The organism is Actinomadura sp. DC4 (genome assembly GCF_030406325.1).
Taxonomy (GTDB): Bacteria; Actinomycetota; Actinomycetes; order Streptosporangiales; family Streptosporangiaceae; genus Actinoallomurus.
Genome location: NZ_JAUEQY010000001.1, coordinates 328513 through 350552 on the forward strand (window position 1 = coordinate 328513; position 22040 = coordinate 350552).

20 protein-coding genes are annotated in these 22040 nt (G+C 72.8%); 16 read left to right on the forward strand and 4 right to left on the reverse strand.

Features of this window, described 5'->3' with window-relative positions; translation table 11 throughout:
- Nucleotides 1-12 precede the first annotated feature (12 nt).
- Both QWU11_RS01505 and QWU11_RS01510 read left to right on the forward strand, forming a co-directional pair.
- The gene (locus tag QWU11_RS01505; protein WP_290103115.1) at nucleotides 13-258 is read left to right on the forward strand and encodes a hypothetical protein; all 246 of its coding nucleotides are present in this window, start codon (nucleotides 13-15) and stop codon (nucleotides 256-258) included.
- A gap of 60 nt (nucleotides 259-318) precedes the next feature.
- Nucleotides 319-501: a hypothetical protein gene (locus tag QWU11_RS01510; protein ID WP_290103116.1), complete on the forward strand. Its 183-nt coding sequence runs from the start codon at nucleotides 319-321 to the stop codon at nucleotides 499-501.
- Here the strand turns inward: QWU11_RS01510 and QWU11_RS01515 are convergent.
- Together QWU11_RS01515 and QWU11_RS01520 are read right to left on the reverse strand one after the other, a co-directional pair.
- Nucleotides 498-1424 carry an ADP-ribosylglycohydrolase family protein gene (locus tag QWU11_RS01515; RefSeq protein ID WP_290103117.1) on the reverse strand — a complete coding sequence of 309 codons (927 nt, stop codon included), beginning with the start codon at nucleotides 1422-1424 and terminating at the stop codon, nucleotides 498-500. The two genes, QWU11_RS01510 and QWU11_RS01515, sit on opposite strands and share 4 nt — an antisense overlap.
- Before the next feature lie 35 nt (nucleotides 1425-1459).
- Nucleotides 1460-2980, reverse strand: a complete 1521-nt coding sequence (locus QWU11_RS01520) for an MFS transporter (RefSeq protein ID WP_290103118.1) — start codon at nucleotides 2978-2980, stop codon at nucleotides 1460-1462.
- A 174-nt stretch (nucleotides 2981-3154) separates the two neighbouring features.
- On the opposite strand from QWU11_RS01520, the gene QWU11_RS01525 reads away from it, so the two are divergent.
- The 9 genes from QWU11_RS01525 (at nucleotide 3155) to QWU11_RS01565 (ending at nucleotide 13859) form a co-directional block, all read left to right on the forward strand.
- Nucleotides 3155-3778 (forward strand): TetR/AcrR family transcriptional regulator, encoded by a 624-nt coding sequence (locus QWU11_RS01525; RefSeq protein WP_290103119.1) that lies wholly within the window; start codon nucleotides 3155-3157, stop codon nucleotides 3776-3778.
- Nucleotides 3779-3796: 18 nt separating this feature from the next.
- Nucleotides 3797-5338 carry an AMP-binding protein gene (locus QWU11_RS01530; protein ID WP_290103120.1) on the forward strand — a complete coding sequence of 514 codons (1542 nt, stop codon included), beginning with the start codon at nucleotides 3797-3799 and terminating at the stop codon, nucleotides 5336-5338.
- A gap of 103 nt (nucleotides 5339-5441) precedes the next feature.
- Entirely contained in the window at nucleotides 5442-5786 is a 345-nt protein-coding gene (locus tag QWU11_RS01535) for a VOC family protein (protein ID WP_290103121.1), read from the forward strand.
- A gap of 2 nt (nucleotides 5787-5788) precedes the next feature.
- Nucleotides 5789-6229, forward strand: coding sequence for a pyridoxamine 5'-phosphate oxidase family protein (locus QWU11_RS01540; protein WP_290103122.1), 441 nt, complete (start codon nucleotides 5789-5791; stop codon nucleotides 6227-6229).
- Between the two features lie 45 nt (nucleotides 6230-6274).
- Entirely contained in the window at nucleotides 6275-7795 is a 1521-nt protein-coding gene (locus QWU11_RS01545) for an AMP-binding protein (protein ID WP_290103123.1), read from the forward strand.
- Nucleotides 7796-7878: 83 nt separating this feature from the next.
- A complete protein-coding gene (locus QWU11_RS01550) occupies nucleotides 7879-8967 on the forward strand; it encodes a DUF5925 domain-containing protein (RefSeq protein WP_290103124.1) in 1089 nt (362 codons plus the stop codon).
- A gap of 278 nt (nucleotides 8968-9245) precedes the next feature.
- Entirely contained in the window at nucleotides 9246-10598 is a 1353-nt protein-coding gene (locus QWU11_RS01555; RefSeq protein ID WP_290103125.1) for an NB-ARC domain-containing protein, read from the forward strand.
- Nucleotides 10599-10736: 138 nt separating this feature from the next.
- On the forward strand, nucleotides 10737-11183 hold the full coding sequence (locus QWU11_RS01560; protein ID WP_290103126.1) for a lamin tail domain-containing protein: 447 nt from the start codon (nucleotides 10737-10739) through the stop codon (nucleotides 11181-11183).
- A 21-nt stretch (nucleotides 11184-11204) separates the two neighbouring features.
- Nucleotides 11205-13859 carry an ATP-dependent helicase C-terminal domain-containing protein gene (locus QWU11_RS01565; RefSeq protein WP_290103127.1) on the forward strand — a complete coding sequence of 885 codons (2655 nt, stop codon included), beginning with the start codon at nucleotides 11205-11207 and terminating at the stop codon, nucleotides 13857-13859.
- Nucleotides 13860-13959: 100 nt separating this feature from the next.
- Here the strand turns inward: QWU11_RS01565 and QWU11_RS01570 are convergent, their stop codons facing one another.
- Nucleotides 13960-14835 (reverse strand): Gfo/Idh/MocA family oxidoreductase, encoded by an 876-nt coding sequence (locus QWU11_RS01570; protein WP_290103128.1) that lies wholly within the window; start codon nucleotides 14833-14835, stop codon nucleotides 13960-13962.
- Nucleotides 14836-14889: 54 nt separating this feature from the next.
- Complete coding sequence (locus QWU11_RS01575) at nucleotides 14890-15960, reverse strand: serine hydrolase domain-containing protein (protein ID WP_290103129.1); 1071 nt, start codon at nucleotides 15958-15960, stop codon at nucleotides 14890-14892.
- Nucleotides 15961-16060: 100 nt separating this feature from the next.
- Here QWU11_RS01575 and QWU11_RS01580 point away from each other — a divergent pair, with 100 nt between their 5' ends.
- From QWU11_RS01580 to QWU11_RS01600, 5 genes are read left to right on the forward strand one after another with little or no spacing between them, the layout of a single operon-like run.
- Nucleotides 16061-17587 (forward strand): ABC transporter substrate-binding protein, encoded by a 1527-nt coding sequence (locus QWU11_RS01580; protein WP_290103130.1) that lies wholly within the window; start codon nucleotides 16061-16063, stop codon nucleotides 17585-17587.
- Nucleotides 17588-17592: 5 nt separating this feature from the next.
- A complete protein-coding gene (locus QWU11_RS01585; protein ID WP_290103131.1) occupies nucleotides 17593-18552 on the forward strand; it encodes an ABC transporter permease in 960 nt (319 codons plus the stop codon).
- Nucleotides 18549-19430 (forward strand): ABC transporter permease, encoded by an 882-nt coding sequence (locus QWU11_RS01590; protein ID WP_290103132.1) that lies wholly within the window; start codon nucleotides 18549-18551, stop codon nucleotides 19428-19430. The genes QWU11_RS01585 and QWU11_RS01590 overlap by 4 nt, the downstream gene beginning before the upstream one ends.
- Nucleotides 19427-20383, forward strand: a complete 957-nt coding sequence (locus QWU11_RS01595) for an ABC transporter ATP-binding protein (protein WP_290103133.1) — start codon at nucleotides 19427-19429, stop codon at nucleotides 20381-20383. The genes QWU11_RS01590 and QWU11_RS01595 overlap by 4 nt, the downstream gene beginning before the upstream one ends.
- Nucleotides 20380-21345 (forward strand): ABC transporter ATP-binding protein, encoded by a 966-nt coding sequence (locus QWU11_RS01600; protein ID WP_290103134.1) that lies wholly within the window; start codon nucleotides 20380-20382, stop codon nucleotides 21343-21345. The genes QWU11_RS01595 and QWU11_RS01600 overlap by 4 nt, the downstream gene beginning before the upstream one ends.
- Nucleotides 21346-22040: the final 695 nt, after the last annotated feature.

Here is a 22040-nt window from a genome sequence, read left to right on the forward strand (position 1 = left end):
TGACCACGGCGCGTGGACGCCGGCGACCTGCGGGAGATGCTCCGGTTCATCTCCTACGACAACGGCTATCCGGCGGCGCTCGCGGCGCTGGACCGGCGGACCGAGATCGAGCGAGAGGACGGCCTGCCGGGGCCCACCGGCCAGCGCCACGACGTGGACGCGGACGGAGCCCAGTACGGCATGACCAAGGCCTGGCGTGGCCTGCGGGCGGTCGACGAGCTCCTGGCCGGTTCCTACGCCGGACGCGTCTGCAACTAGCGGGACACGCTCGTCACAGGAGTGGAGGTGATGGCTACGCTACGTGTACGGTTTTGCCACGTGGAGAACCTGCGGATAGGCGTGGTCGAGGTCGAACACGACGAGCGGACCACCCACGACCACCTGAGTTGTTCGGTCTGCTCATGGCAGCTGGGGGTGTCGCCGAGGGAGTACGCCGTGCGCATCGCGCACCGGCACGACGACTCCCACCAGCCCGACACCGTACGCCGCGACGTGCCCTAAGCCGTGGCGCGTACGGCGAGGTCGACCAGGTCGTCGGCGGTCAGGCCCGGCCAGCCGTGTACGGCCGCGCGCCACTCGGGTGGTACCGCCGAGGCGCCGTGCCGGGCGCCGAGCAGCGCGCCCGCGATGGCCGCGACCGTGTCGGTGTCATCGCCCGCGCGCACCGCCGCGACCAGTCCGTCCGGCAGTGTCGAGGTGCGGCGGATCGCCGACCAGGCGGCCTGCAGCGCCGGCACGACGAAGCCGTTCGGGCTGAAGCGGTCCGGGGGAGCGGCCTCGGCCTCGTCCAGCCACGCCGCCCACCGGTCGCGCCGGTCCGGCGGCAGAAGGGCGAGCCCCTCTCGTACGCCGTCGAAGCGAGCCGACAGCACCGCCCGCCGTACGCCGGAACACCACAGCACGCACGCGTCCCCGGCCAGGTCGTCGAAGTGCGTCAGGCCGCTGACCAGCCGCGCCGCCTCGGCCATCGCCGCGACGTCGTCCAGATAGGGGAGCGCGACGACGCCGGTGCGCATCAGCGAGCCGTTGCCCGCGCTGCGGCCCGTACGGCGGTGCACCGCGGCGGCGGCCCGGCGCATCTCCGACGACGTCCCGGCATCGACGGCCTCCAGCACCTGCCGGGTCTGGGCTCCGATGTCGCTCGCGCCCTCGCGGTACCACCGCATGAACCGTACGGCGATGCCGTCCAGCGCGAGCTCCGACAGCAGGCCGTGACCGCGCGCCGCCACCTCCGCCACGCACGCCTGCATCTGGGTGTCGTCGCTGTACTCGCCCGGCTCGTACGGCCCGAGCCCGCCGCCGACCATCTCCGGAGCACCGGAAGGCTGCGCGGCGAACTCGTACGGCACGCCGAGCGCGTCGCCGCAGGCCGCCCCGAGGAGTACGCCGGCCGCCCGGTCGCGCTGTTCAGAAGTGAGGATCACCCCTGTGCGACGACCGGGCGGCCGATGAGGTTCCGTCAGGAGGCGGCGGTCAGCCGCGCGACCTCACGCTCGTGCTCGTCGGCGTCGGCCTTGGCCGCCTTCGGGCTCCAGCGGCCGACCAGCGGCAGCATCAGCCCGAGGAACAGGATCTCGGCCACGATGCACACCCACCACCAGGTCTGCCACTGGTGCGGCCCGTCGGCCGCCGCGGCCTTGATCTTGCCGACCTCCGCGAGCAGCGCCGGGGGCGGGTTGGCGCCCGCGGCCTTGACCTGGGCGAGCACCGCCGGCGCCTCGACCAGCTTGTTCATCGCGGTGACGACGTAGGGCAGGACGAAGAAGGCCACGCAGACCACGATGCGCAGGATCCAACCCCAGATCGCCAGGCCGGTCGCGGTCAGCGCCGGGTTGCGCTTCTCGATGGTCTCGGTGAACGCCGCCATCCAGGGCGCGTACGCCGTGGCCAGCCCGAGCGAGATCAGCGCGATGATCACGATCAGTGTGGTGGCGCTCGTGTGCGGATGGGTGGTCTTGGTCATGAAGACGAACGTCATCACGACCGCCAGCACCGTGCCGGCCACCATGAAGGGCTTGCGCACCCGCAGGCGGTCCGACAGGACGCCCACGACGACCAGGCTGACCGCGTTGATCCCCCAGTACCAGGTGTTGATGCCGTTCGCCTTCGAGGTCGTGAACCCGAAGTTGGAGGTCAGGTAGACGGTGAAGAACCCGACCGCGGTGTAGTAGATCAGCAGCAGGATGCTGACCCCGAGCGCGGGCGCGAGGATGTCCATGTGGAGCATCTGCCGCCACGGGTTCTCCAGGTCGACCTGCCGCTCGGCCTGGCCGGCGCGCGACTCGACGAGCTCGCGGTCCGCGGGGCTGACCATCACCTGGTCGCGCAGGCCCGGCTTGAGCTCCCGCAGGCCGAACAGCGCGATGACGAACGCGATGAGCCCGACCACGGCGACGATGTAGAACTGGCTGGTCCAGGAGTTGTCGAAGTGCGGCAGCGTCCGGTTGGCCACGAAGCTGACGACCAGGCTGCCCACGACCGGCCCGAGCGTCCAGAAGCCCATCGCGGAGGCGCGGCCGATCTGCGGTGAGAAGTCCCGTACGAGGGCCGGGGTCGCGACCAGGCACATGCCCTCGACGATGCCGCCGAGCACGAGGAACAGCCCGAAGACGAACTTGTTCGGCGCGAGCGGGGTGATCAGCACGAGCACCCCGGTGACGAGCAGGCCGTACGTCACCAGGTTGGCGCGGCCCCAGCGGTCGGCGAGACCGGCGGCGAGTGAGCCGAACGCGCCGACGAGGTTGGAGATGACGAGGATGTTCACGTAGTAGATGAACGACATCTTGAAGTGCTCGAGGACGAGCGGCGCGACGCCGCCCGTCACGTACAGCTCGTAATACAGGATGATCGTGACGAACACGGCCACCGCGAGGTACCAGTAGCGGGCTCCGGAGCTCGGATAGCGGTCCAGACCGCGGCGCCAGAGCCGGTCCATCGTGAAGCCGTCCGCAGGGGCGGCCGTCGGATTCGAAGGGGCCATCGATTCCTCGTTTTCGGATCTGGGCGGACTGCTCCGAAGCGCCGGTCGACGCCCCGCCCCCGAGGCTGATGTGCCGGATGACCTGTGACATCATGGGTGAATAAGCGTTCATTCACATGATGGAAACATTAGTACGCTCGACTTAAGCGACGTGTCAAGAGAGAGGATCGAGCGGTGACCGAGTCAGGCCTGCCCGCCGGTGGTTCGCCGCTCCAGCAGCGCCTCGCCGCCGCGGCCGTCGAGCTGTTCTACCGGCAGGGCGCGCTCGCGACCTCGGTACGGCAGATCACCGAGGCGTGCGGTCTCACGCCCGGCGCGCTCTACAACCACTTCGACTCCAAGGACCAGCTTCTGTACGTCGTGGTGCGCGACATCCACCTGAGGCTGGAGAGCGTGCTGAACGCGGCGCTGGCCGAGGCGGCGGGTGACCCGGTCGCCGAGCTCAGCGCGATCGTCAAGGTCTACGTCGCACGGCATTCGGACCACCGCGAGACCGCGCGGGTGGCCAACCGGGAGTTCCCCCTGCTCTCGGGCGAGCGCTATGACGAGGTCGTCGCCATCCGCCGGCGGCTGCGCGACAGCGTGGTCGACGTGCTACTGGCGGGCCAGCGGAAACAGGTGTTCGATCTGGTCGGGGGCGAGGACCGCGCGGCGGCGGTGCTGACCGCGATTCCGATCCTCGACATGTGCGTGCACATCAGCGAATGGTTCCATGAGCATCGGCCCCTCAGCCATACGGACCTGGAGGCGCGTTACATCGGCCTCGCACTGCGCATGGCGGGGGCACGGACCGAATGACACGACCTGGAGGTCGCCATGGCCCACCTGCTCCGCCCGTACGTCGAGGCACGGCCGGACGAAGCCGCCGTCACCGACGAGCGCGGCAGTACGACCTGGCGTGAGTTCGGCGCCCGCGTCGACCGGCTGGCGGGCGCGCTGCGCGGAGCGGGGCTGGTGAGCGGCGACGCGATCGCCATCCACTCGGGCAACCGCCGGGAGTACTTCGAGCTGATGAGCGCCGCCACGCACGTCGGGCTGCGCTACGTCCTGGTCAACTGGCACTGGACCGCGGACGAGCTGGCCTACGTCCTCACCGACTCCGGGGCCAAGGCGCTGTTCTCCGAGGACCGGCTCGCCGACATCGCCGTCGAGGCGTCCGGGGAGCTGCCGCTGCGCGTCGGCATCGGCGAGGTGCCGGGCTTCACGCCGTACGAGGAGTTCCTGGCCGGGGGGCCGGACGGCGAGCCCGAGGACCAGGTCATGGGCTGGCCGATGATCTACACCTCGGGTACGACCGGGCGGCCCAAGGGCGTACGGCGCAAGCTCGTGACCACCGGCGCCTCGATCGAGACCATGGAGCTCATCACCACGACGTTCGCGCAGGTGCTGAGAATTCCGGAGGGCGGGCGGTCGCTGCTGGTCGGGCCCGTCTACCACTCCGCGCAGTGGCTGTGGTCGCACGGCCTGCTCTGCGCCGGCCGCTCGGTCGTGATGCGGGCCACGTTCGACCCCGAGGAGACGCTGCGTCTCATCGAGGAGCACCGGATCACGAACGTCCACCTGGTGCCCACGCAGTTCGTCCGCCTCCTGCGGCTGGACGAGGCGACGCGCGACGCCTACGACCTGTCCGGCCTGGCCGCCGTGTGGCACGGCGCGGCGCCGTGCTCGCCCGAGGTCAAGCGCCGGATGATCGACTGGTTCGGCCCGGTCATCCATGAGTACTACGGCTCCACCGAGGCGTCGGTGATCACCGTGGTCTCCTCCGAGGAGTGGCTGAAGCGGCCGGGCACGGTCGGGCAGGCTCTGCCGACGGCCGAGCTCCACGTGCTGCGCGAGGACGGCTCGCCGGCCGATACGGGCGAGCGCGGGCAACTGTGGTTCCGCTACACCAACGGCGACGACGTGGAGTACTGGGGCGACCCGGACAAGACCGCCGGCATCCACCGCGGCGACGGCCTGTTCACGACGGGGGACATCGGCTACCTCGACGCCGACGGCTACCTCTTCCTCGCCGACCGGGTCATCGACATGATCATCAGCGGCGGGGTGAACATCTACCCGGCCGAGATCGAGGGCGTGCTCATCACCCATCCGGCCGTACGCGACGTCGCGATCTTCGGCGTGCCGGACGCGGAGTTCGGCGAGCAGGTGAAGGCCGCGGTCGAGCTGGAGGAGGGCAACGAGGCCTCGGACGCGCTCGCCGAGGAACTCATCGCCTTCACCCGCCGTGCGCTGGCGGGGTACAAGGCGCCCAAGTCGGTCGACTTCCTCGACGCCCTGCCCCGTACGCCGACGGGCAAGCTCTACAAGCGCCTGATCCGCGACCCCTACTGGTCGGGCGAGGACAAGGCGATCTGACCGGCCGGGCATCGGTCAGGAATCGAGAAGCCCGGACGGCCCGGCGGTCCGTAGCGTGATGGGCATGGAGCGGAGAGCTCCGGTCACCACCAGGGAGAACGCCATGAGCGAAGGCATCAAGACGATCATCTATCCGGTCCGCGACGTCGCGGCGGCGAAGGCCGTGTACACCGCGCTGCTCGGCGCGGAGCCGTACGCGGACACGCCTTACTACGTCGGCTTCAAGGCGGGCGGCCAGGACATCGGCCTCGACCCGAACGGGCACGGGCAGGGCATGACCGGACCGGTCGGCTACCACCAGGTCGGCGACATCAAGGCCACACTGCAGGCGCTGCTCGACGCGGGGGCGCAGGCGGACCAGGACGTACGCGACGTCGGGGGCGGCCGGCTGATCGCCACCGTGAAGGACGCGGACGGCAACGTCATCGGTCTGCTGCAGGACGCCTGAGAATGGCCCCGCCCGCCCGCACTCCCGGACAGCGCAGAGACGACACCCTGCGCCGGTTCGAGCGCGACGAGGACGCCTGGGTGGCCACGGCCGGCGACGGGGGCCCGCACCTCGTGCCGCTGTCCTTCCTCTGGGACGGAGTCACGTTCGTGCTGGCCACGCCGTCGTCCTCGCCGACCGGCCGGAACCTCCGGGAGTCGGGGCGGGCGCGTCTCGGCATCGGCCCGACCCGCGACGTCGTGATGGTCGAGGGCGCCGCCGAAGTGATCGCCGAGGTCACGGGCGACCTCGGCGACGCCTTCGCGGCCAGGACCGGTTTCGAGCCGCGCGGGCTGGACGGCTACGCCTACTACCGCGTACGGCCGGAGCGGATCCAGGCCTGGCGCGAGGCGAACGAGATCGCCGGCCGCGATCTCATGCGCGACGGGCGCTGGCTGGTCTGAGCCGCGGCTTCCGTCGCCGCAGCAAACCGAGTAGCGTTCGGTTTCGTGCATCTGGGACAGGTCGCCGCGCTGACGCCCGACAAACCGGCCGTGATCATGGCCGGGTCCGGCGAGGTCATCACCTTCCGCGAGCTGGACGAGGAGTCCAACCGGCTCGCCCATCTGCTGCGCGCCGAAGGGCTGCGCCCGGGCGACCACGTCGCCTTCATGCTGGAGAACCACCGCTCGTTCCTGGCCGTCGCCTGGGCGGCCCAGCGGTCCGGGCTGTACTACACCGCGATCAGCTCACGCCTGGGCGCCGACGAGCTCGCCTACGTCGTCGACAACTGCGGGGCACGCGTCTTCATCTCCTCGGCCAAGCTGGCGGAGGTCGCCGTCGCGGTCTCCGAGCGGACGCCCGGCGTACGGCTGCGGCTCATGCTCGACGGCGCCGCGCCGGGGTTCGCCTCGTACGAGGAGCGCATCGCCGGGCAGCCCGCCACGCCGCTGGAGGAGGAGTGCGAGGGCGCGGACATGCTCTACTCCTCCGGCACGACCGGGCGGCCGAAGGGCGTCAAGCCGGCGCTGCCGCTGGCCCCGATGGGCACGCCGAACATGCTCTACCAGCTCGTGTCCTTCCTGTTCCAGCCGGACGAGGACTCGGTGTACCTCTCGCCGGCGCCGCTCTATCACGCGGCTCCGCTGCGCTACTGCCTCACCTTCCACCGCTTCGGCTCGACCGTCGTCGTCATGGAGCGGTTCGAGGCCGAGGAGGCGCTCCGGGCGATCGAGCGGTACCACGTCACGCACAGCCAGTGGGTGCCGACCATGTTCATCCGGATGCTCAAGCTGCCGTCGCGTACGGCCTATGACCTGTCGAGCCTGCGGTACGCCGTGCACGCCGCCGCGCCCTGCCCCACCGAGGTCAAGGCGGAGATGATCCGCTGGTGGGGGCCGGTGCTGCACGAGTACTACGCGGGCACGGAGGGCAACTGCTTCGTCTACGCCGACTCCAAGGTCTGGCTGGAGCATCCGGGCACCGTCGGCCGCCCGCTCGTCGGCGAGATCCACGTGTGCGACGAGTCCGGCGCCGAACTGCCGCCGGGCCGTACGGGCACGCTCTACTTCTCCGGCGGGCCGGAGTTCGAGTACCACGACGACCCGGGCAAGACGAAGTCCTCGCGCGACCCGCTCGGCCGCGGCTGGACCACTCTGGGCGACGTCGGGTACGTGGACGAGGAGGGCTTCCTCTTCCTCACCGACCGGCTGTCGTACATGATCATCAGCGGCGGCGTGAACATCTATCCGCAGGAGGTCGAGAACCTCCTCGCCATCCACCCCAAGGTCGCCGACGTGGCCGTGATCGGCGTCCCGGACGCCGAGATGGGCGAGGCGGTCAAGGCGGTCGTGCAGCCGATGGACCCCGCTGCGGCGGGCCCGGAGCTGGAACGCGAGCTCATCGACCACTGCCGCGAACGCCTGGCGCACTACAAGTGCCCGCGCTCGGTCGACTTCCGCGCCGAACTGCCCCGGCATCCGACGGGCAAGCTGTACAAACGGCTGCTGAAGGACGAGTACTGGAAATAAGGGGTCCTCGGCGAAGGCCCGCGGGGATTTCCGGTTGCTAATCGAGTGGACGCGGATACGTCCATGACCTGATCATTGACCTCATGTCCGATTTCCTGCTCGACGGCGCCGAGCCGGAGCCACCCGTGACGTTCCAGCTCGACACGACCGACACGGTCGGCGACGTGATCGACGTGCTGGCCATGGAGGCGTTCGCCACCGGGCGGCAGCCGTTCGCGCGGTCCAAGCGGATGGAGCGCGTACGTCCCGACGCGCCGCTGCGGCCGACCGGGTCGCGGGTTCTGCGCACCTCCCGTGAGGAGAACCGCGAGGCGGTCCTGGCCTGCGGAGACGGCTGGACCCTGCGGTCCGTACGCTGGCGCGGCGCCTCCGGCATGGTCGAGGTGACCGCCGTGACCGACGAGCTGTGCGCCTCGGTGCTGGAAGAGGCCGTACGCGACGCCATCGAGCCGCCGCCCCCGGAGGAGAACCGGGTGGACATGGGTTTCTGGCACATGGGCGCCCACGGCGCGTCCCGCAGCCAGCGGTCCATCACGGCGGCGACGTGGCCGGAGATCCGCGACAACTACACCGCGAGCGCGGCCACCGCGGTCGACCGGCTCACCGCGGTGACCCCGGACGACATCGGCGGCCGGCTGGTCCTCCTGCACGGCCCACCGGGCACGGGCAAGACCACCGCCCTGCGGGCGCTGGCCCGCGAGTGGGGCAAGTGGTGCCAGTTCGACTGTGTGCTCGACCCGGAGCAGCTGTTCGCCAACCCGGCGTACCTCATGGAGGTGGCGGTGGGCGAGGACGACGACGACCGCCGCTGGCGGCTGCTCGTGGTGGAGGACTGCGACGAGCTGATCAGCGGTGAGGCGAAGTCGGCGACGGGCCAGGCGCTGTCGCGGCTCCTCAACCTGACGGACGGCCTGCTGGGCCAGGGCCGTGACGTCCTGGTGGCCATCACGACGAACGAGCCCCTGGCGGCCTTGCACCCGGCGGTCGTACGGCCGGGCCGCTGCCTGGCCGAGATCGAGATGGGACGCCTGTCGGCCGCGGAGGCGGCGGCGTGGCTGGGCCGCCCGGAGGCGGTCGAGGGCGGAGCGACACTGGCCGAGCTGTACGCCCTACGCGACGGCCGCGCCGCCGTCATCCCAGCCCCGTCCTCGGACGCGGGCTTCTACCTGTGACGGCGGTTCCTTCCCGCTGAAAGCGGCTCTCACCTGTGAAGACGTCGCGTTGATCCGGCGTTGATCCGATGTTGATCGCCGGGGCGCAGAATCCTTCTTGTGGACGGGCCCAGGGGGTAAGGGCCCGGACATTCGCCCGGAGAGCAGTGCCGCTGCGTTGCCGGGTGAGGACGGGGGAGGTGTCCCGGCCGGACCGGCCGGGTGCCAAGGGCCCTGCACCGGAGGTGACGGACCGGTGCAGGGCTCTATTTTCGCTACGTTCGTCCGGAGGAGCCCTCATGCCGTACCGGCTGCCGCCGGACACCGGCGACTTCACCGGGCGGAGCGGCGCCGTCGCCGAGCTGACGGGCGCGCTCACGTCCGGCCGGTGTGTGCCGGTGGCCGCCGTCGGGGGCATGGGCGGTGTCGGGAAGACCACGCTCGCGGTGCACGTCGCGCATCTCCTGCGGCAGCGGTTCCGCGGCGGGCGCCTGTACGTGAACCTGCGCGGGATGGCCGACCGGCCCGCCGAGCCGTACGCCGTGCTCGGCGGACTGCTGCGCGCGCTCGGGCGGAGCGACGTGCCGGACGCGCCCGAGGAACGCGCCGCGCTCTACCGTTCCGAGCTCGCCGGCCGCCGCATGCTCGTGCTGCTCGACGACGCCCGGTGTCCCGCCCAGGTCGGCCCGCTGCTCCCCGGCGCGCCGGGCAGTGCGGTCCTGGTGACGAGCCGGACGACCATGGCGGGCCTGCCCGGAGCGCGCCACCTCGACCTCGACGTCCTCGAACCGGACGAGGCCATGGCCCTGCTCACCAGCGTCGCCGGGGCCGGGCGGGTCGCGGCCGAACGCGGTGCGGCGCTCGACCTGGTCGCGGCGTGCGGCTTCCTGCCGCTGGCGATCCGGGGCGCCGGCGCGTGGCTGGCCGCCCGGCCGGCGCTGGGGATCGGCGTCCTGGCGCGGCACCTCATGTGCGGCCGCGTGGAGGAACTGCCCTCCGCCGTCGCGTGCTTCCGCCTCGGGTACGACCTGCTCGGCCGGGAGGAGGCGCGGGCGTTCCGGCTGCTGGCGCTGGCCGACGGGCCGGGCTTTTCCACCGGGGCGGCCGGCGCCGCGCTCGGGCTGCGCCGCCAGCACGCCGACGATCTCCTGCAGACCCTGGCCGACCTGAGCCTGGTCGAGTGCCTGGCCCCGGACCGGTACCGCTTCCACGACCTGCTGCGGCTGTTCGCCCTCGGCCGGGCGGCCCGCTCGGGCGAACGGCTCCCCGCGCTGCGCGGCCTGCTCGAGCACTACCTCGCCGCCGCACACGCCGCGGCGGCGGTCCTCGGGGGGACCGGCCCGTCGGCGTTCGGCACCCCGGACGCCGCCCGTACCTGGCTCTTCGTGGAGCAGGACGCGATCCTCACCGCGGTCGAACGGGCCGCGGAGGAGCCGGGCGGACCGCTCGTCCAGGCCGCCGACCTGCTGCTGGCCCTCACGCGGCTCCTCGACCGCGAGTGGCGTTCCGGGCGGCTGCGGAACGCCGCGTTCGCGGTCCGCGCCGCCGCCTGCCGCCGGGACGACGCCCTCGCCCGGGTGAAGGCGGACCGGGCGCTCGGGTGCGTCGACCCGGCGGTGCCCGAGCCGCGGCGTACGGACCCGTACGCCTGACCCGACGCCTGCCGTACGCCCGGCGACACCGCGTTACCCAACGGTGACCGTACGCCGGTAAGCGAGTCTCACTTCCCCCGCGTCTATCGCTATGTCACACAATTTCGGGGTGTAGTAGGCGGGGAGACGAATATGGGGATGGTCAGGATTGTCGCGGCCGGGTCGCTCGGCGTCGCGGCGCTCGCCGTCGTGGCGGCGGAGCCGGCGGGCGCGGCGACCTCGACGGTACGGCTCTACAAGGTCGTCTACGACCCCTCCGGTTCGGACACGCACGCGAACTCCCAGCTCAACCGGGAGTACGTCGTGCTGAAGAACGGCGGCAAGAAGACGGTGAAGCTGACCGGCTGGACCGTACGCGACACCAAGAAGCACGTGTACACGTTCGGGACGTTCTCCCTGAAGCCGGGGAAGTACGTCTACATCCACACCGGCCACGGCACCAACACGAGCGCGAACGTTTACCAGAACAAGGGCTGGTACGTCTGGAACAACACCGCAGACAAGGTCTCCCTGCGCACCGCCGCCGGGACCTCGGCCGGCACCTGTTCCTGGAAGCACACCAAGTCCGGCTACAAGGTCTGCTGACCCGTCGGCCAGACTGGGGCGGTGCCTTCCCTCGATCTGCCGGTGTCCTCGGCGCTGCCCGCGCTGCACGCCGCCCTCGACTCGTCGGGGGCGGCCGTGCTGGCCGCGCCGCCGGGCACCGGCAAGACGACGCTCGTGCCGCTGGCCCTCGCCGAGACCGGGCGCCGCGTCATCGTGGCCGAGCCCCGGCGGCTGGCCGCCCGCGCCGCCGCGCGCCGGATGGCGTGGCTGCTCGGCGAGCCGGTCGGCCGGCGCGTCGGGTACGCCATCCGCGGTGAGCGGCGGCCGGGCAGCGCGGTCGAGGTGGTCACCACGGGCCTGCTCCTGCAACGGCTCCAGCACGATCCCGACCTGCGCGCCGACGTCGTCATCCTCGACGAGTGCCACGAGCGCCACCTCGACGCCGACACCGCGCTCGCCTTCCTCCTCGACGTACGCGCCACGCTGCGCCCCGACCTGCGCCTGGTCGCCGCGTCGGCCACCGCCGACACCGGCCCGTGGTCGCGGCTCCTGGACGACGCCCCGGTCGTGACGGCCTCGGCCGCGGCGCATCCGGTGGAGATGATCTGGGCTCCGCCCTCCCGCCCCGTACGGCCGCCGCACGGCACGTTCGTCGACCCCGCCCTGCTCGACCACGTCGCCCGGACCGTACGGCTCGCGCTCACCGAAGGCGACGGCGACGGCGACGTACTGTGCTTCCTGCCCGGCGCGCGCGAGCTGGGACGGGTGGCCGGAGCGCTCGGCGGCGTAGAGGTGCTGCAACTGCACGGCCGCGCCCCCGCCGACGTACAGGAGACGGCGCTGCGGCCGCGGGAGACCGGGCCGCCGAGGGTCGTGCTCGCCACTTCAGTGGCGGAGTCCAGTCTGACGGTCCCGGGGGTACGCGCCGTGGTGGACGCGGGCCTGTCCCGCGAGCCGCGCATGGACCACGCCCGCGGCCTCGGCGCGCTGACGACCGTACGCGCCTCGCGGGCGACGGCGGACCAGCGGGCCGGACGGGCCGGACGCGAGGCGCCCGGACGGGTCTATCGCTGCTGGTCAGAGGCAGAGAACGCGCGGCTTCCCGAACGGCCGCGGCCCGAGATCGAGCTGGCCGACCTGACCGGGTTCGCGCTCCAGACGGCGTGCTGGGGCGATCCGGACGCGGCCGGGCTCGCACTGCTGGACGCCCCGCCCCAGGCGGCGATGCGCGCGGCCCGCGACACGCTGCGGGCGGTCGGCGCCGTGGACGACCAGGGCCGCGCGACCGCACGCGGGCGGCGGATGGCGGGTGCCGGCGTCCACCCCCGGCTGGCCCGCGCCCTCCTGGACGGCGGCGAACTGGTCGGCGACCGCGCGGCGGAGGTCGTCGCGCTACTGTCGGACGACCGGCGTACGGGCGACGACCTGATGGCGGAGTGGCACTCACGCCGCCGGGACGGCCGGTGGCGCGAGGAGGTACGACGCCTGCGCCGCGCCCTCCCGGACACGGGAGGCGGTTCGGGGAAGGCCGCGGCGCACCTCGGCGGCCCCGGAGCGCCGGGGGGCTCAGGACCATCCGGCAGGAGTGGGGCTTCGGGTGCGGTAGGCGGTTCGGCGCGGTCCGGCGGTTCGAGCGTGCCGGGCGGTTCGGGATCGTCTGGTACGGGCGCGGGCGGTGAGTCGGGGAGGGGGCGAGGTTCGGTGTCTTCCGGCGATCCGGGCTTTGCCGGTGCGGGCGGGGTCTCGGGTGCGGTCGGCGGTGGGCCGGGCGTGGACGACGAGACGGCGGCCGGGATCGTGGTCGCGCTCGCGTTCCCCGAGCGGGTCGCGCGGGCGCGGGACGGCGGCTATCTCATGGCCTCCGGGACCGCGGCCGAACCGGCGAAGGGGTCCCGCCTGACCGGCGCGGAGTGGCTGGCCATCGCGGTCGCCGACCGGCCCGCGGGCGCGGCGTCCGCGCGGATCCGGCAGGCCGTGCCGATCGACGAGGAGACCGCCCGGCTCGCCGTCACCCCGATCGTGACCGAGGAGGTCGCCTGGCGGGACGGCGACGTCGTGGCGCGCCGGGTCGAACGGCTCGGTGCCATCGAACTGACCGCCGCCCCGCTCACCGACCCCGACCCGGACCTGGTCCGCGCCGCCCTGCGCGAGGGTCTGCGGAAGGAGGGCCTGGGCCTGCTGCGGTGGACCCGTGAGGCCGAGGCGCTGCGGGCGCGGCTCGCGTTCTGCCACCGAGCCCTCGGCCCGCCCTGGCCCGCGATGGACGACGCGTCGTTGCTGGAGTCGCTGGATCTGTCCGGTACCGCGCGGCGACGCGCCGACCTGGAACGCCTCGACGTACGCGCCGCGCTGCACGGCCTGCTCCCGTGGGAGTGCGCGGCCCGCCTCGACGAGGTCGCACCGGAGCGGATCACCGTCCCGAGCGGCTCGAAGATCCGGATCGACTACGCCGGCGAGCAGCCGGTACTCGCCGCCAAGCTGCAGGAACTCTTCGGCTGGCAGCGCGCCCCGCTGATCGCCGGCGTACCCCTGGTCATCCATTTGCTCTCACCCGCCGGCCGCCCGGCCGCGGTCACCGCAGACCTGGCCTCGTTCTGGCGCGAGGGCTACCGGAGCGTACGCGCCGAACTCCGCGGCCGCTATCCACGCCACCCCTGGCCGGAGAACCCCGCCGACGCCGAACCGACCCGCCGCACCAACACCCGCCGCCGCTGAGAGCCGCCGCGCGCCGATCGCGGCCGGCGGAAGGTACGGGCGGAGCCCGTCCGCCTCATCTGTTGTCTCTGTCCGGCCGAGAGAACCGGGTGGCGTCAGGTCAGCGGCCGAGCAGCTGGGCGGCCGTGGCGAGGATCTCCACGACGCGCAGGCCGAAGCGTGCGTCGCAGGGGTGGGCGCGGCCCGTGTCGGCCGCCTCCAGCAGCGCGTCGATCGCCCGGCTCAGGGACGTGACCGGGTCCTCCTCCTCGGAGGGCATCGACGTGACGCCCGACACGCCGCGAAGCTCGACCGCGTTGCCCGCGCCCTCCTTCGGTGCCATCAGGCTCAGTGTCACCGTGCTCGAAGCGCCGCGACTATGCCGCAGCACCAGATGAACCGTGTCCTCACGCCCCGGCGCGGCCGCCAGCACCTCCTCGACGTCGCCGAGCACCGGCAGCAGCACCGACAGCGCGTGCGGGCCGACGTCCCACAGGCCGCCCTTCTCCCAGCGCCACGGTGAGTCGGCGAACGGGCTGTCGCCGCTGCCCAGCGCGCCCAGCCACTCCGCTCGCCCGGTGTACCAGTCCCGCCCCGACTGCTCGGCGATCCACTTCCGCGGCGCGTCCGTGAACCGGCTCGTGAAGAAGACGACCGACGCGACGCCCGTCTCGGCGGCGGCGTCCACGACCGCACGCGCGTCCGTGACCTCGATCGCCAGTGGCTTGTCCAGCAGCAGATGGCGGCCGGCCCGCGCGGCGCGGGCGGCCAGCGGGGCCTGGACCGACGGCGGCAGGGCGATCGCGATCGCCTCGGCGTCGTCGATCAGAGAATCGGCCGAGGCGTACGGACGGCCGCCGAAGGCCGACGCGATCGAGGCCGCAGCCTCGGGACGGCGTCCCCAGACGCCGACGAACTCCACCTCAGAATGGTCGCGGAGCGCGGGCCCGTACGCGATCTCCGCCCACGGTCCCGTCCCCAGCAGTCCGACGCGCATGAGCTCCTCCATCTGGCCGGCCGGCGTGCATCCGCAGCGTACGGGACGAAACCGTCAAAGTCGGGCGACCAGCCGCGCGACGCGGGCACGCAGCGCGGTCACGTCGACCGGGGACGAGGTCGGATGGAGCCGGTTGGTCAGCAGCGCCCAGCACCGGCCCAGGGAGGGCGCGACCGCCACCTCCGTCCCGGTGAACCCGGGATGGCCGAGCACCGTCACCGGGCCGCCGGGGGCCCTCACCTCCCAGCGCCGCCACCCGAGCGCCTGCTCCGGGTCGGGCCCGGGCGCGGCGAACTCCTCCACGACCGACGACGGCCACAGCGGATGCCCGCCGAGCATCACCGCGCCCAGCCCCGCCGTCTCCTCCGCGGTGGCGAACAGGCCGGCGTGCCCGGCGAAGCCGCCGAAGGCGTGGTGGGCGTTCCCGTCGTTGGCCTCGCCGACGAGCCAGTGCCGGCGCGAGGCGGGCACGCCGTGGACGGACACCGGGTACGGTGTGCCCGTGGCGATCATCCGGCGTTCCCAGGAGTCCCCGTACGAGGTCGCCGCCACGTCCGGCCCGTAGCCCCGCAGCCCCAGCGGCCCGGTCACCAGGGAGGCGACCGCCGTACGAAGATCCGTGCCGTGCACCGCGGCAACGATCGCCCCGAGCAGCTGGAACCCCAGGTCGGAGTAGTGACGCCCGGAGCCGGGCCGATAGCGCAGGGGCAGCGCGGCGGCACGGGCCACGGCGGCGTCCGGGTCGCCCAGCACGGCCGGACCGTCCGAAGCGTCCGCGTACAGCGGCCACCACTCCCACAGCCCGGCCCGGTGCAGCAGCAGGTCGCGCGCGGTGACGGAGTCCCTGGAACCTCCGGCGAACGCGGGCAGCACCGCGCGTACGGGCCGGTCCAGGTCGATCTCCCGGCGCAGGCGCATGACCGCGAGCGTCGTCGCGACCTTGGTCACCGAGGCGAGGTCGAAACGGGTCCCCGGCCCGGCGGGCGCACCGCCGAGAGAGGTACGGCCGGCCGCGTACGAGGCCGCCGGGCCCGCGCCGGCCACGGCCAGCACGACGGCCGTCGGGCCCGCCCGTTCGTCGACGGCGCTGGTGACGGCGTCGCGGAGCCCGCACGACTCGGACACCAGGGACCTCCGGTAAAGACTCGCGGCCTGATGTTACTTTCTTACCTCAGTGTGGTCCATAGTGGTACATCTTGTTGTTCCCGGGCGAGAAGAGGACCACATGCCGAGGTACGGACGTCGTCTCCTGCGGGCCTTCGCGCTGGCCGGAGCGGTATCGGCCGCCGTCGCGGCCTGCTCGCCGGCCGGCTCGGGGGATGAGAAGAGCTCCGGCGGGCCGCTGGTCGTGGCCCGTACGGTCGACCTGGACCAGCTCGACCCGGCCGTCGCCACCGCCTTCGGCAGCATCCAGACGCTGCAGCTGGTCTTCGACACGCTGCTGCGCACCGACGCGAACGGGCGGCTCGTCCCCGGCCTGGCCAAGTCGTGGGACACGAGCAAGGACGGCCGTACCTACACCTTCCATCTCCAGCCGGGCGTGAAGTTCCACAACGGCGACGCCCTCACCGCGGACGCCGTCGTCGCCACGCTCGACCGCGTACGGGACGAGGCCACCGCCTCCGTGGTCCGCTCGAACCTGCTGAACGTCTCCGGCGTCAGCGCGCCGGACGCGTCCACCGCGGTGGTCGAGCTGAGCAAGCCGGACGGCTCCATCCTCAACACGCTCACGCTGACCGGGACCGCGATCCTGGACCCCGCCGACATCAAGGCGGGCCGGATCGCCAAGAGCGCGAACGGTACCGGCCCTTTCAGGCTGGCGGGCCGTACGCAGGGCCAGAAGGCCGACCTCACCGCCAACGCGGCCTACTTCGGCGGCAAGCCGAAGCTGCCCGGCGTGGAGTTCCGCGTCATCCCGGACGAGACCTCGATCCTGGCGGGCCTGCGGGCCCGCTCGTTCGACGCCGGCGTGCTCACCGACCCGAACGTCGTCGCGCAGGTGCACGGCGGAGGCCTCAAGGTCGCCTCGACGCCGTCGCTGGCGTACCACACCCTCATGCTGAACGGGCGCCGCAAGCCGCTGGACCAGCTCCCCGTACGCCAGGCCATCGCCTGCGCCATCGACCGCAAGCAGGTCATCGACACCGCCGTGGCCGGTCAGGGCACGGTCACCGGGCCGATCACCAGCCCCGGCTACCGCCTCTCGGCGACCGACGGGCTGCCGTGCGCTCCCGGCGACGCGGCCGCGGCCAAGAAGCTGCTCGGCGGCGCCTCGGTCTCACTCAAGATGCTCGTCATGAGCGGCGGCTACGCCTCGGCGGTCAACGAGGCGCAGAACATCCAGGCCCAGCTCGCCAGGATCGGCGTCAAGCTGAGCATCGACCAGCAGCCCACCAACGTCTACGTCAAGCGCTGGACCAAGGCGGACTACGACGTCACCCTCGCGCTCAACGGCGGCAACTCCTCGCCGTACCTCATGTACGCCCGTTACTTCACCGACGGCGCCTCGCTCGCCAAGCCCGCCGGGCTGGACTCGCCGGCGATCGCCGCGCTGCTCGGCCAGGTCAACCCGGCGAACGGGCGGGCGAACGACGCGACGGTGGCGCAGCTGCAACGCACGCTGCTCCAGCAGTCGCCCTGGGTCTGGCTGTTCACCGACAACAACGTCGTGGCCATGCGGTCCGGCGTGACCGGGCTGGGCATCACCGCCGACGACTCCCTGCGCTCGCTGCAGCAGACCGCCAAGGGGTGACGGCCGTGACGCTCCGCGCCGCCGGAGGCCGCCTCGCCGGGCTGGCGGGCACCCTCCTCGGCGTCGCCGTGGTCGTCTTCGTGCTGCTGCGCCTGCTGCCGGGCGACGCGATCGACGCGGCGCTCGGCACGCAGGCGGGCCTGCTCACCCCGGCCCAGCACGCCTCGCTGGAGCGGTACTACGGCATCGACCAGTCCATTCCGCACCAGTTCGTCACCTGGATCGGCCAGCTCCTGCACGGCAACCTCGGCGTCTCGGTGAACAGCGGCACGAACGTCACGACCCTGCTCGGCTCGGCCATCCCGGTGACCGTCGAGCTCGCCGTCCTCGCCACGCTCATCGGCGCGCCGCTCGGCGTCGTGCTCGGCGTGCTGGCGGCGGGCCGGCCCGGCGGCGCGCGCGACCTCGGCGTGCAGTCCGCGGGCCTGCTCGGCCTGGCGCTGCCGGAGTTCATCCTCGCCTCGGTGGTGGTCGCGGTGCTCGGCGCGGTCTTCCGGTACTTCCCCTCGGCCGGCACCTTCGTGCCGCTGACCCACTCGGTCGGCGGCAACCTCAGCCAGATGATCTATCCGGCGCTGGTCCTGGCGGTCGGCCTGGCCGCCACGGTGATGCGCACGACCCGCTCGGCGTTCCTGGACGTCGCGCGCTCGGACTTCGTGCGCACGGCGCGGGGCAAGGGCCTGTTCCCGCGCCGTATCCGCTGGCGGCACGTGCTGCGCAACTCCAGCGTCCCGATCGTCACGATGGTCGGCATCCAGTTCGGCTACCTGCTCGGCGGCACGGTCGTCATCGAGCAGGTCTTCGCCCTCCCCGGTCTGGGCCGGCTGCTCCTCAACGCGATCCTGCAGCGCGACTACGCGGTCGTGCAGTCCGCCGTCCTGCTCATCGCGGTGGCCTTCGTCGTCGTCAACCTCGCCGTCGACCTCATCTACCGCGCCCTCGACCCGAGGACGGCCGAGTCATGACCGCGCCGGTGATCCTGGAGACCGCGCCGCGGGCGACCGGCCGGCGCGGCGTGCCGCACCGTCTCTGGGCCGACCGCAACGGCCGGATCGGCGTGGTGGTCACCGCCGTCGTCGTCCTCGGCGGGCTGGCCGGCCTCCTCGGCCTGCTCCCGTACGACACGGTCGCCCAAGACGTCGCGGTGCGGCTCAAGCCGCCCTCGGCGAGCCATCTCTTCGGCACCGACCAGTTCGGGCGGGACGTCTTCTCCCGCGTGCTGTCCGGCGTCTTCGCCTCGCTGCGGGTCGCCGTCGTCTCCGTCGCGGCGGCCGGCGTGCTCGGCACGGCCATCGGCGTCGTCTCCGGATACGCGGGCGGCTGGGCCGACGCGATCGTCGGGCGGCTCACCGACGTGCTGTTCGCGTTCCCCGCGATCCTGCTCGCGCTGACCGTGATCTCCGCGCTCGGCCGCGGCTGGGCCGACACCACGCTCGCCATCGCCATCGTCTACCTGCCGATCTTCATCCGCACGGCGCGGGGGCCGACGCTGACCGTACGGAACGCCGAGTACGTCAAGGCCGGCCGCGTGCTGGGGTTCGGCTCGCCCCGGCTGGTCGGGCGGCACGTCCTGCCGAACGTCGCGGCGCCGGTCCTCGTGCAGACCACGCTCGCGCTGTCGTGGGCGGTGCTCACCGAGTCGGCCCTCAGCTTCCTCGGCCTGGGCACGCAACCGCCGCAGAGCTCGCTCGGCCTGATGGTCGCCGACGGCCGGACGTACCTCACCACCGAGCCGTGGCTGCTCGTCGCCCCGTCCGCGGTGATCGTCGTCCTGGTCATCGGCCTCAACCTGCTCGGCGACGGCCTGCGCGCCGCCCTGGACCCCGCGGAGAACCGCCCATGACCGCTCTCGCCGTCGAGGGCCTCACGGTCAGTGCCGGGGCCACCGATCTCGTACGGGGCGTCGACCTGGCGGTCGAGCCGGGGCGGACGCTCGGCCTGGTCGGCGAGTCCGGGTCCGGCAAGTCGATGACCGCGCTCGCCGTGATGGGCCTGCTGCCCGACGCCATCCACCTGCGGTCCGGCTCCGTGCGCGTCGACGGGCGCGACGTCGTCCCGCTGCCGGAGTCCGAGCGCCGTACGGTGCGCGGCGCGCGGGTCGGCATGATCTACCAGGAGCCGATGACCGCGCTCAACCCGCTCATGCGCGTCGGCCCGCAGATCGTCGAGGGCCTCACCGCGCACGGCATGGCCGCGCAGGCGGCGCGGGCCCGGGCGGCCGAGACCCTGGAGCGCGTCGGGCTGCCGGTGGACCGCGCGCTGCGGGCCTACCCCCACCAGCTCTCGGGCGGCATGCGGCAGCGCGCCATGATCGCCGTCGCGGTCGCGCCGCACCCGCGGGTGCTGATCGCCGACGAGCCGACGACCGCGCTCGACGTCACCATTCAGCGCCAGGTCATCGACCTGGTCGACGAGCTGCGCCGCGAGGACGGCATGGCCGTCGTCTGGATCACGCACGACCTCGGCGTCGTCGCGCACATCGCCGACCGTACGGCGGTGATGTACGCCGGACGGGTCGTGGAGGAGGGCGCGACGGCGGAGCTGTTCGCGCGGCCCTCCCACCCGTACACGGCCGGGCTGCTGCGGTCGCTGCCCGCGCACCGGGGCGCCGAGCGCCCGCCGCTGGTCCAGATCGGCGGCCTGCCGCCGGACCTGGCCGGCCTGCCGCCGGGCTGCCCGTTCGCGCCGCGCTGCCCGCAGCGGCGCGAGGTCTGCTCGGCGAGCGAACCGGCCCTGCTCGACCGCGGCCCGCAGCGGGCGGCCTGTCACATACCCCCGGAGGAGTGGTCGGCGTGAGCTCGGAGCTGACGGTCGAGGACGCCGTCAAGCACTACAAGGGGCCGGGCGGCACGCTCGTGCACGCGCTCGACGGCGTGTCGTTCACCGTCGCGCCGGGGGAGACCCTCGGCATCGTGGGGGAGTCCGGCTGCGGCAAGTCGACGCTCGCCCGGCTGCTCGTACGGCTGGAGAACCCCACGTCGGGCCGCGTCCTGCTCGGCGGCACCGACCTGACGGCCCTGGGCCCGCGCGCGATGCGGCCGTACCGCCGGCGCGTCCAGCTCGTCTTCCAGGACCCGTACGCCTCGCTGCACCCGCGCCGTACGGTCGACCAGACGCTGTCGGAGGTGCTGGGCGTGCACGGCCTCGCCGCGCGCGGCGCCGCCCGCGCGGCACGGGTGACGGAACTGATGGAGATGGTCGGGCTGCCACCGCGGCTGCGCGACCGTCTCCCGGTGCAGCTGTCGGGCGGCCAGCGGCAGCGCGTCGGCATCGCGCGCGCCCTCGCCGTCGAACCGGAGATCCTCGTGCTGGACGAGGCGGTGTCGGCGCTGGACGTCTCGGTCCAGGCCGAGGTGATGAACCTCCTGGTGGCGCTGCGGGAGCGGCTGAACCTGAGCTACCTGTTCATCTCCCACGACCTGGCGATGGTCCGCCACATCAGCGACCGGGTGCTGGTGCTGTACCTCGGCCGCGTCGCCGAACTCGGCCCGTGGCGCGAGGTGTCGGACGAGCCGCTGCACCCGTACGCGCGCTCCCTGCGCGACGCCGGCCTGGTTCCGGACCCGGGCCTGCGGTCCCCGTCGCCGGCGTTGCGCGGCGAGGTCCCGAACGCGGCCGCCCCGCCGGACGGCTGCCGCTTCCATCCCCGCTGCCCGCTGGTGGAGGAACGCTGCCGCACGACGGAGCCGGAGCTGCTCGAACTCCGCCCGTCGCACCGGGCGGCCTGCCACGTCGCCGCCGACGCCCCGGCCGGATGACCTCGCATGCCGGGGCACTCAGGGGCCGAGCCCGCAGGGGGCCGGGTGCCTCCCTTGCCGCCGGCTCGACCATGCCGCCCGGGTCGGGAAGGCCGGCGCGGACATCGATTGACCTGTGAATCGCCCCGGCGCATGCTGGAGGCCCGCCGACGTCGTGCCCGGTGAACGGGATGTTAAGGACGTTACCTTTCCGTAGCTCACATATAGCCCAAGATCGCCCCTGCGCGGTAGCCTCCGAAGACGACGGTGAACTCTTGGCGGCGATCAGGTGAATCGACTGACGCTCAGGCGAGCGAGAAAGGGGCAGCTGAGCGCGGGACACCGCCGCTTTCCCACCGGAGGAACCGTAGACCCGGTCCGCGACGGGAAGGAGGCTTCGCCGTGTTGCTGACGTGTGAACCGCGCATAGCGACGCTGGAGAGCGATGGCCGATGACCGCAGCGGGATACGAGGCTCGTCCTGACACGTGGGTGAGTTCCGGTCGCGGGGTGGTCGGCACATCGGAGTCGCTGGGCTTGGCGGTCGATGCGCTGTGTCATGGGCTCGCGGGTGCGGGAGCGTGTTGGGGGTCCGACGAAATCGGTCGGGCCTTTTTCAATGGTGGCGGGGAGAACGCGGGGTACGGGGCGTCACGGGACTCGGTGCTGGCGGGTCTGGCGGACATGGTCAACCTGGTCCGCGCTACGGGCGGACTG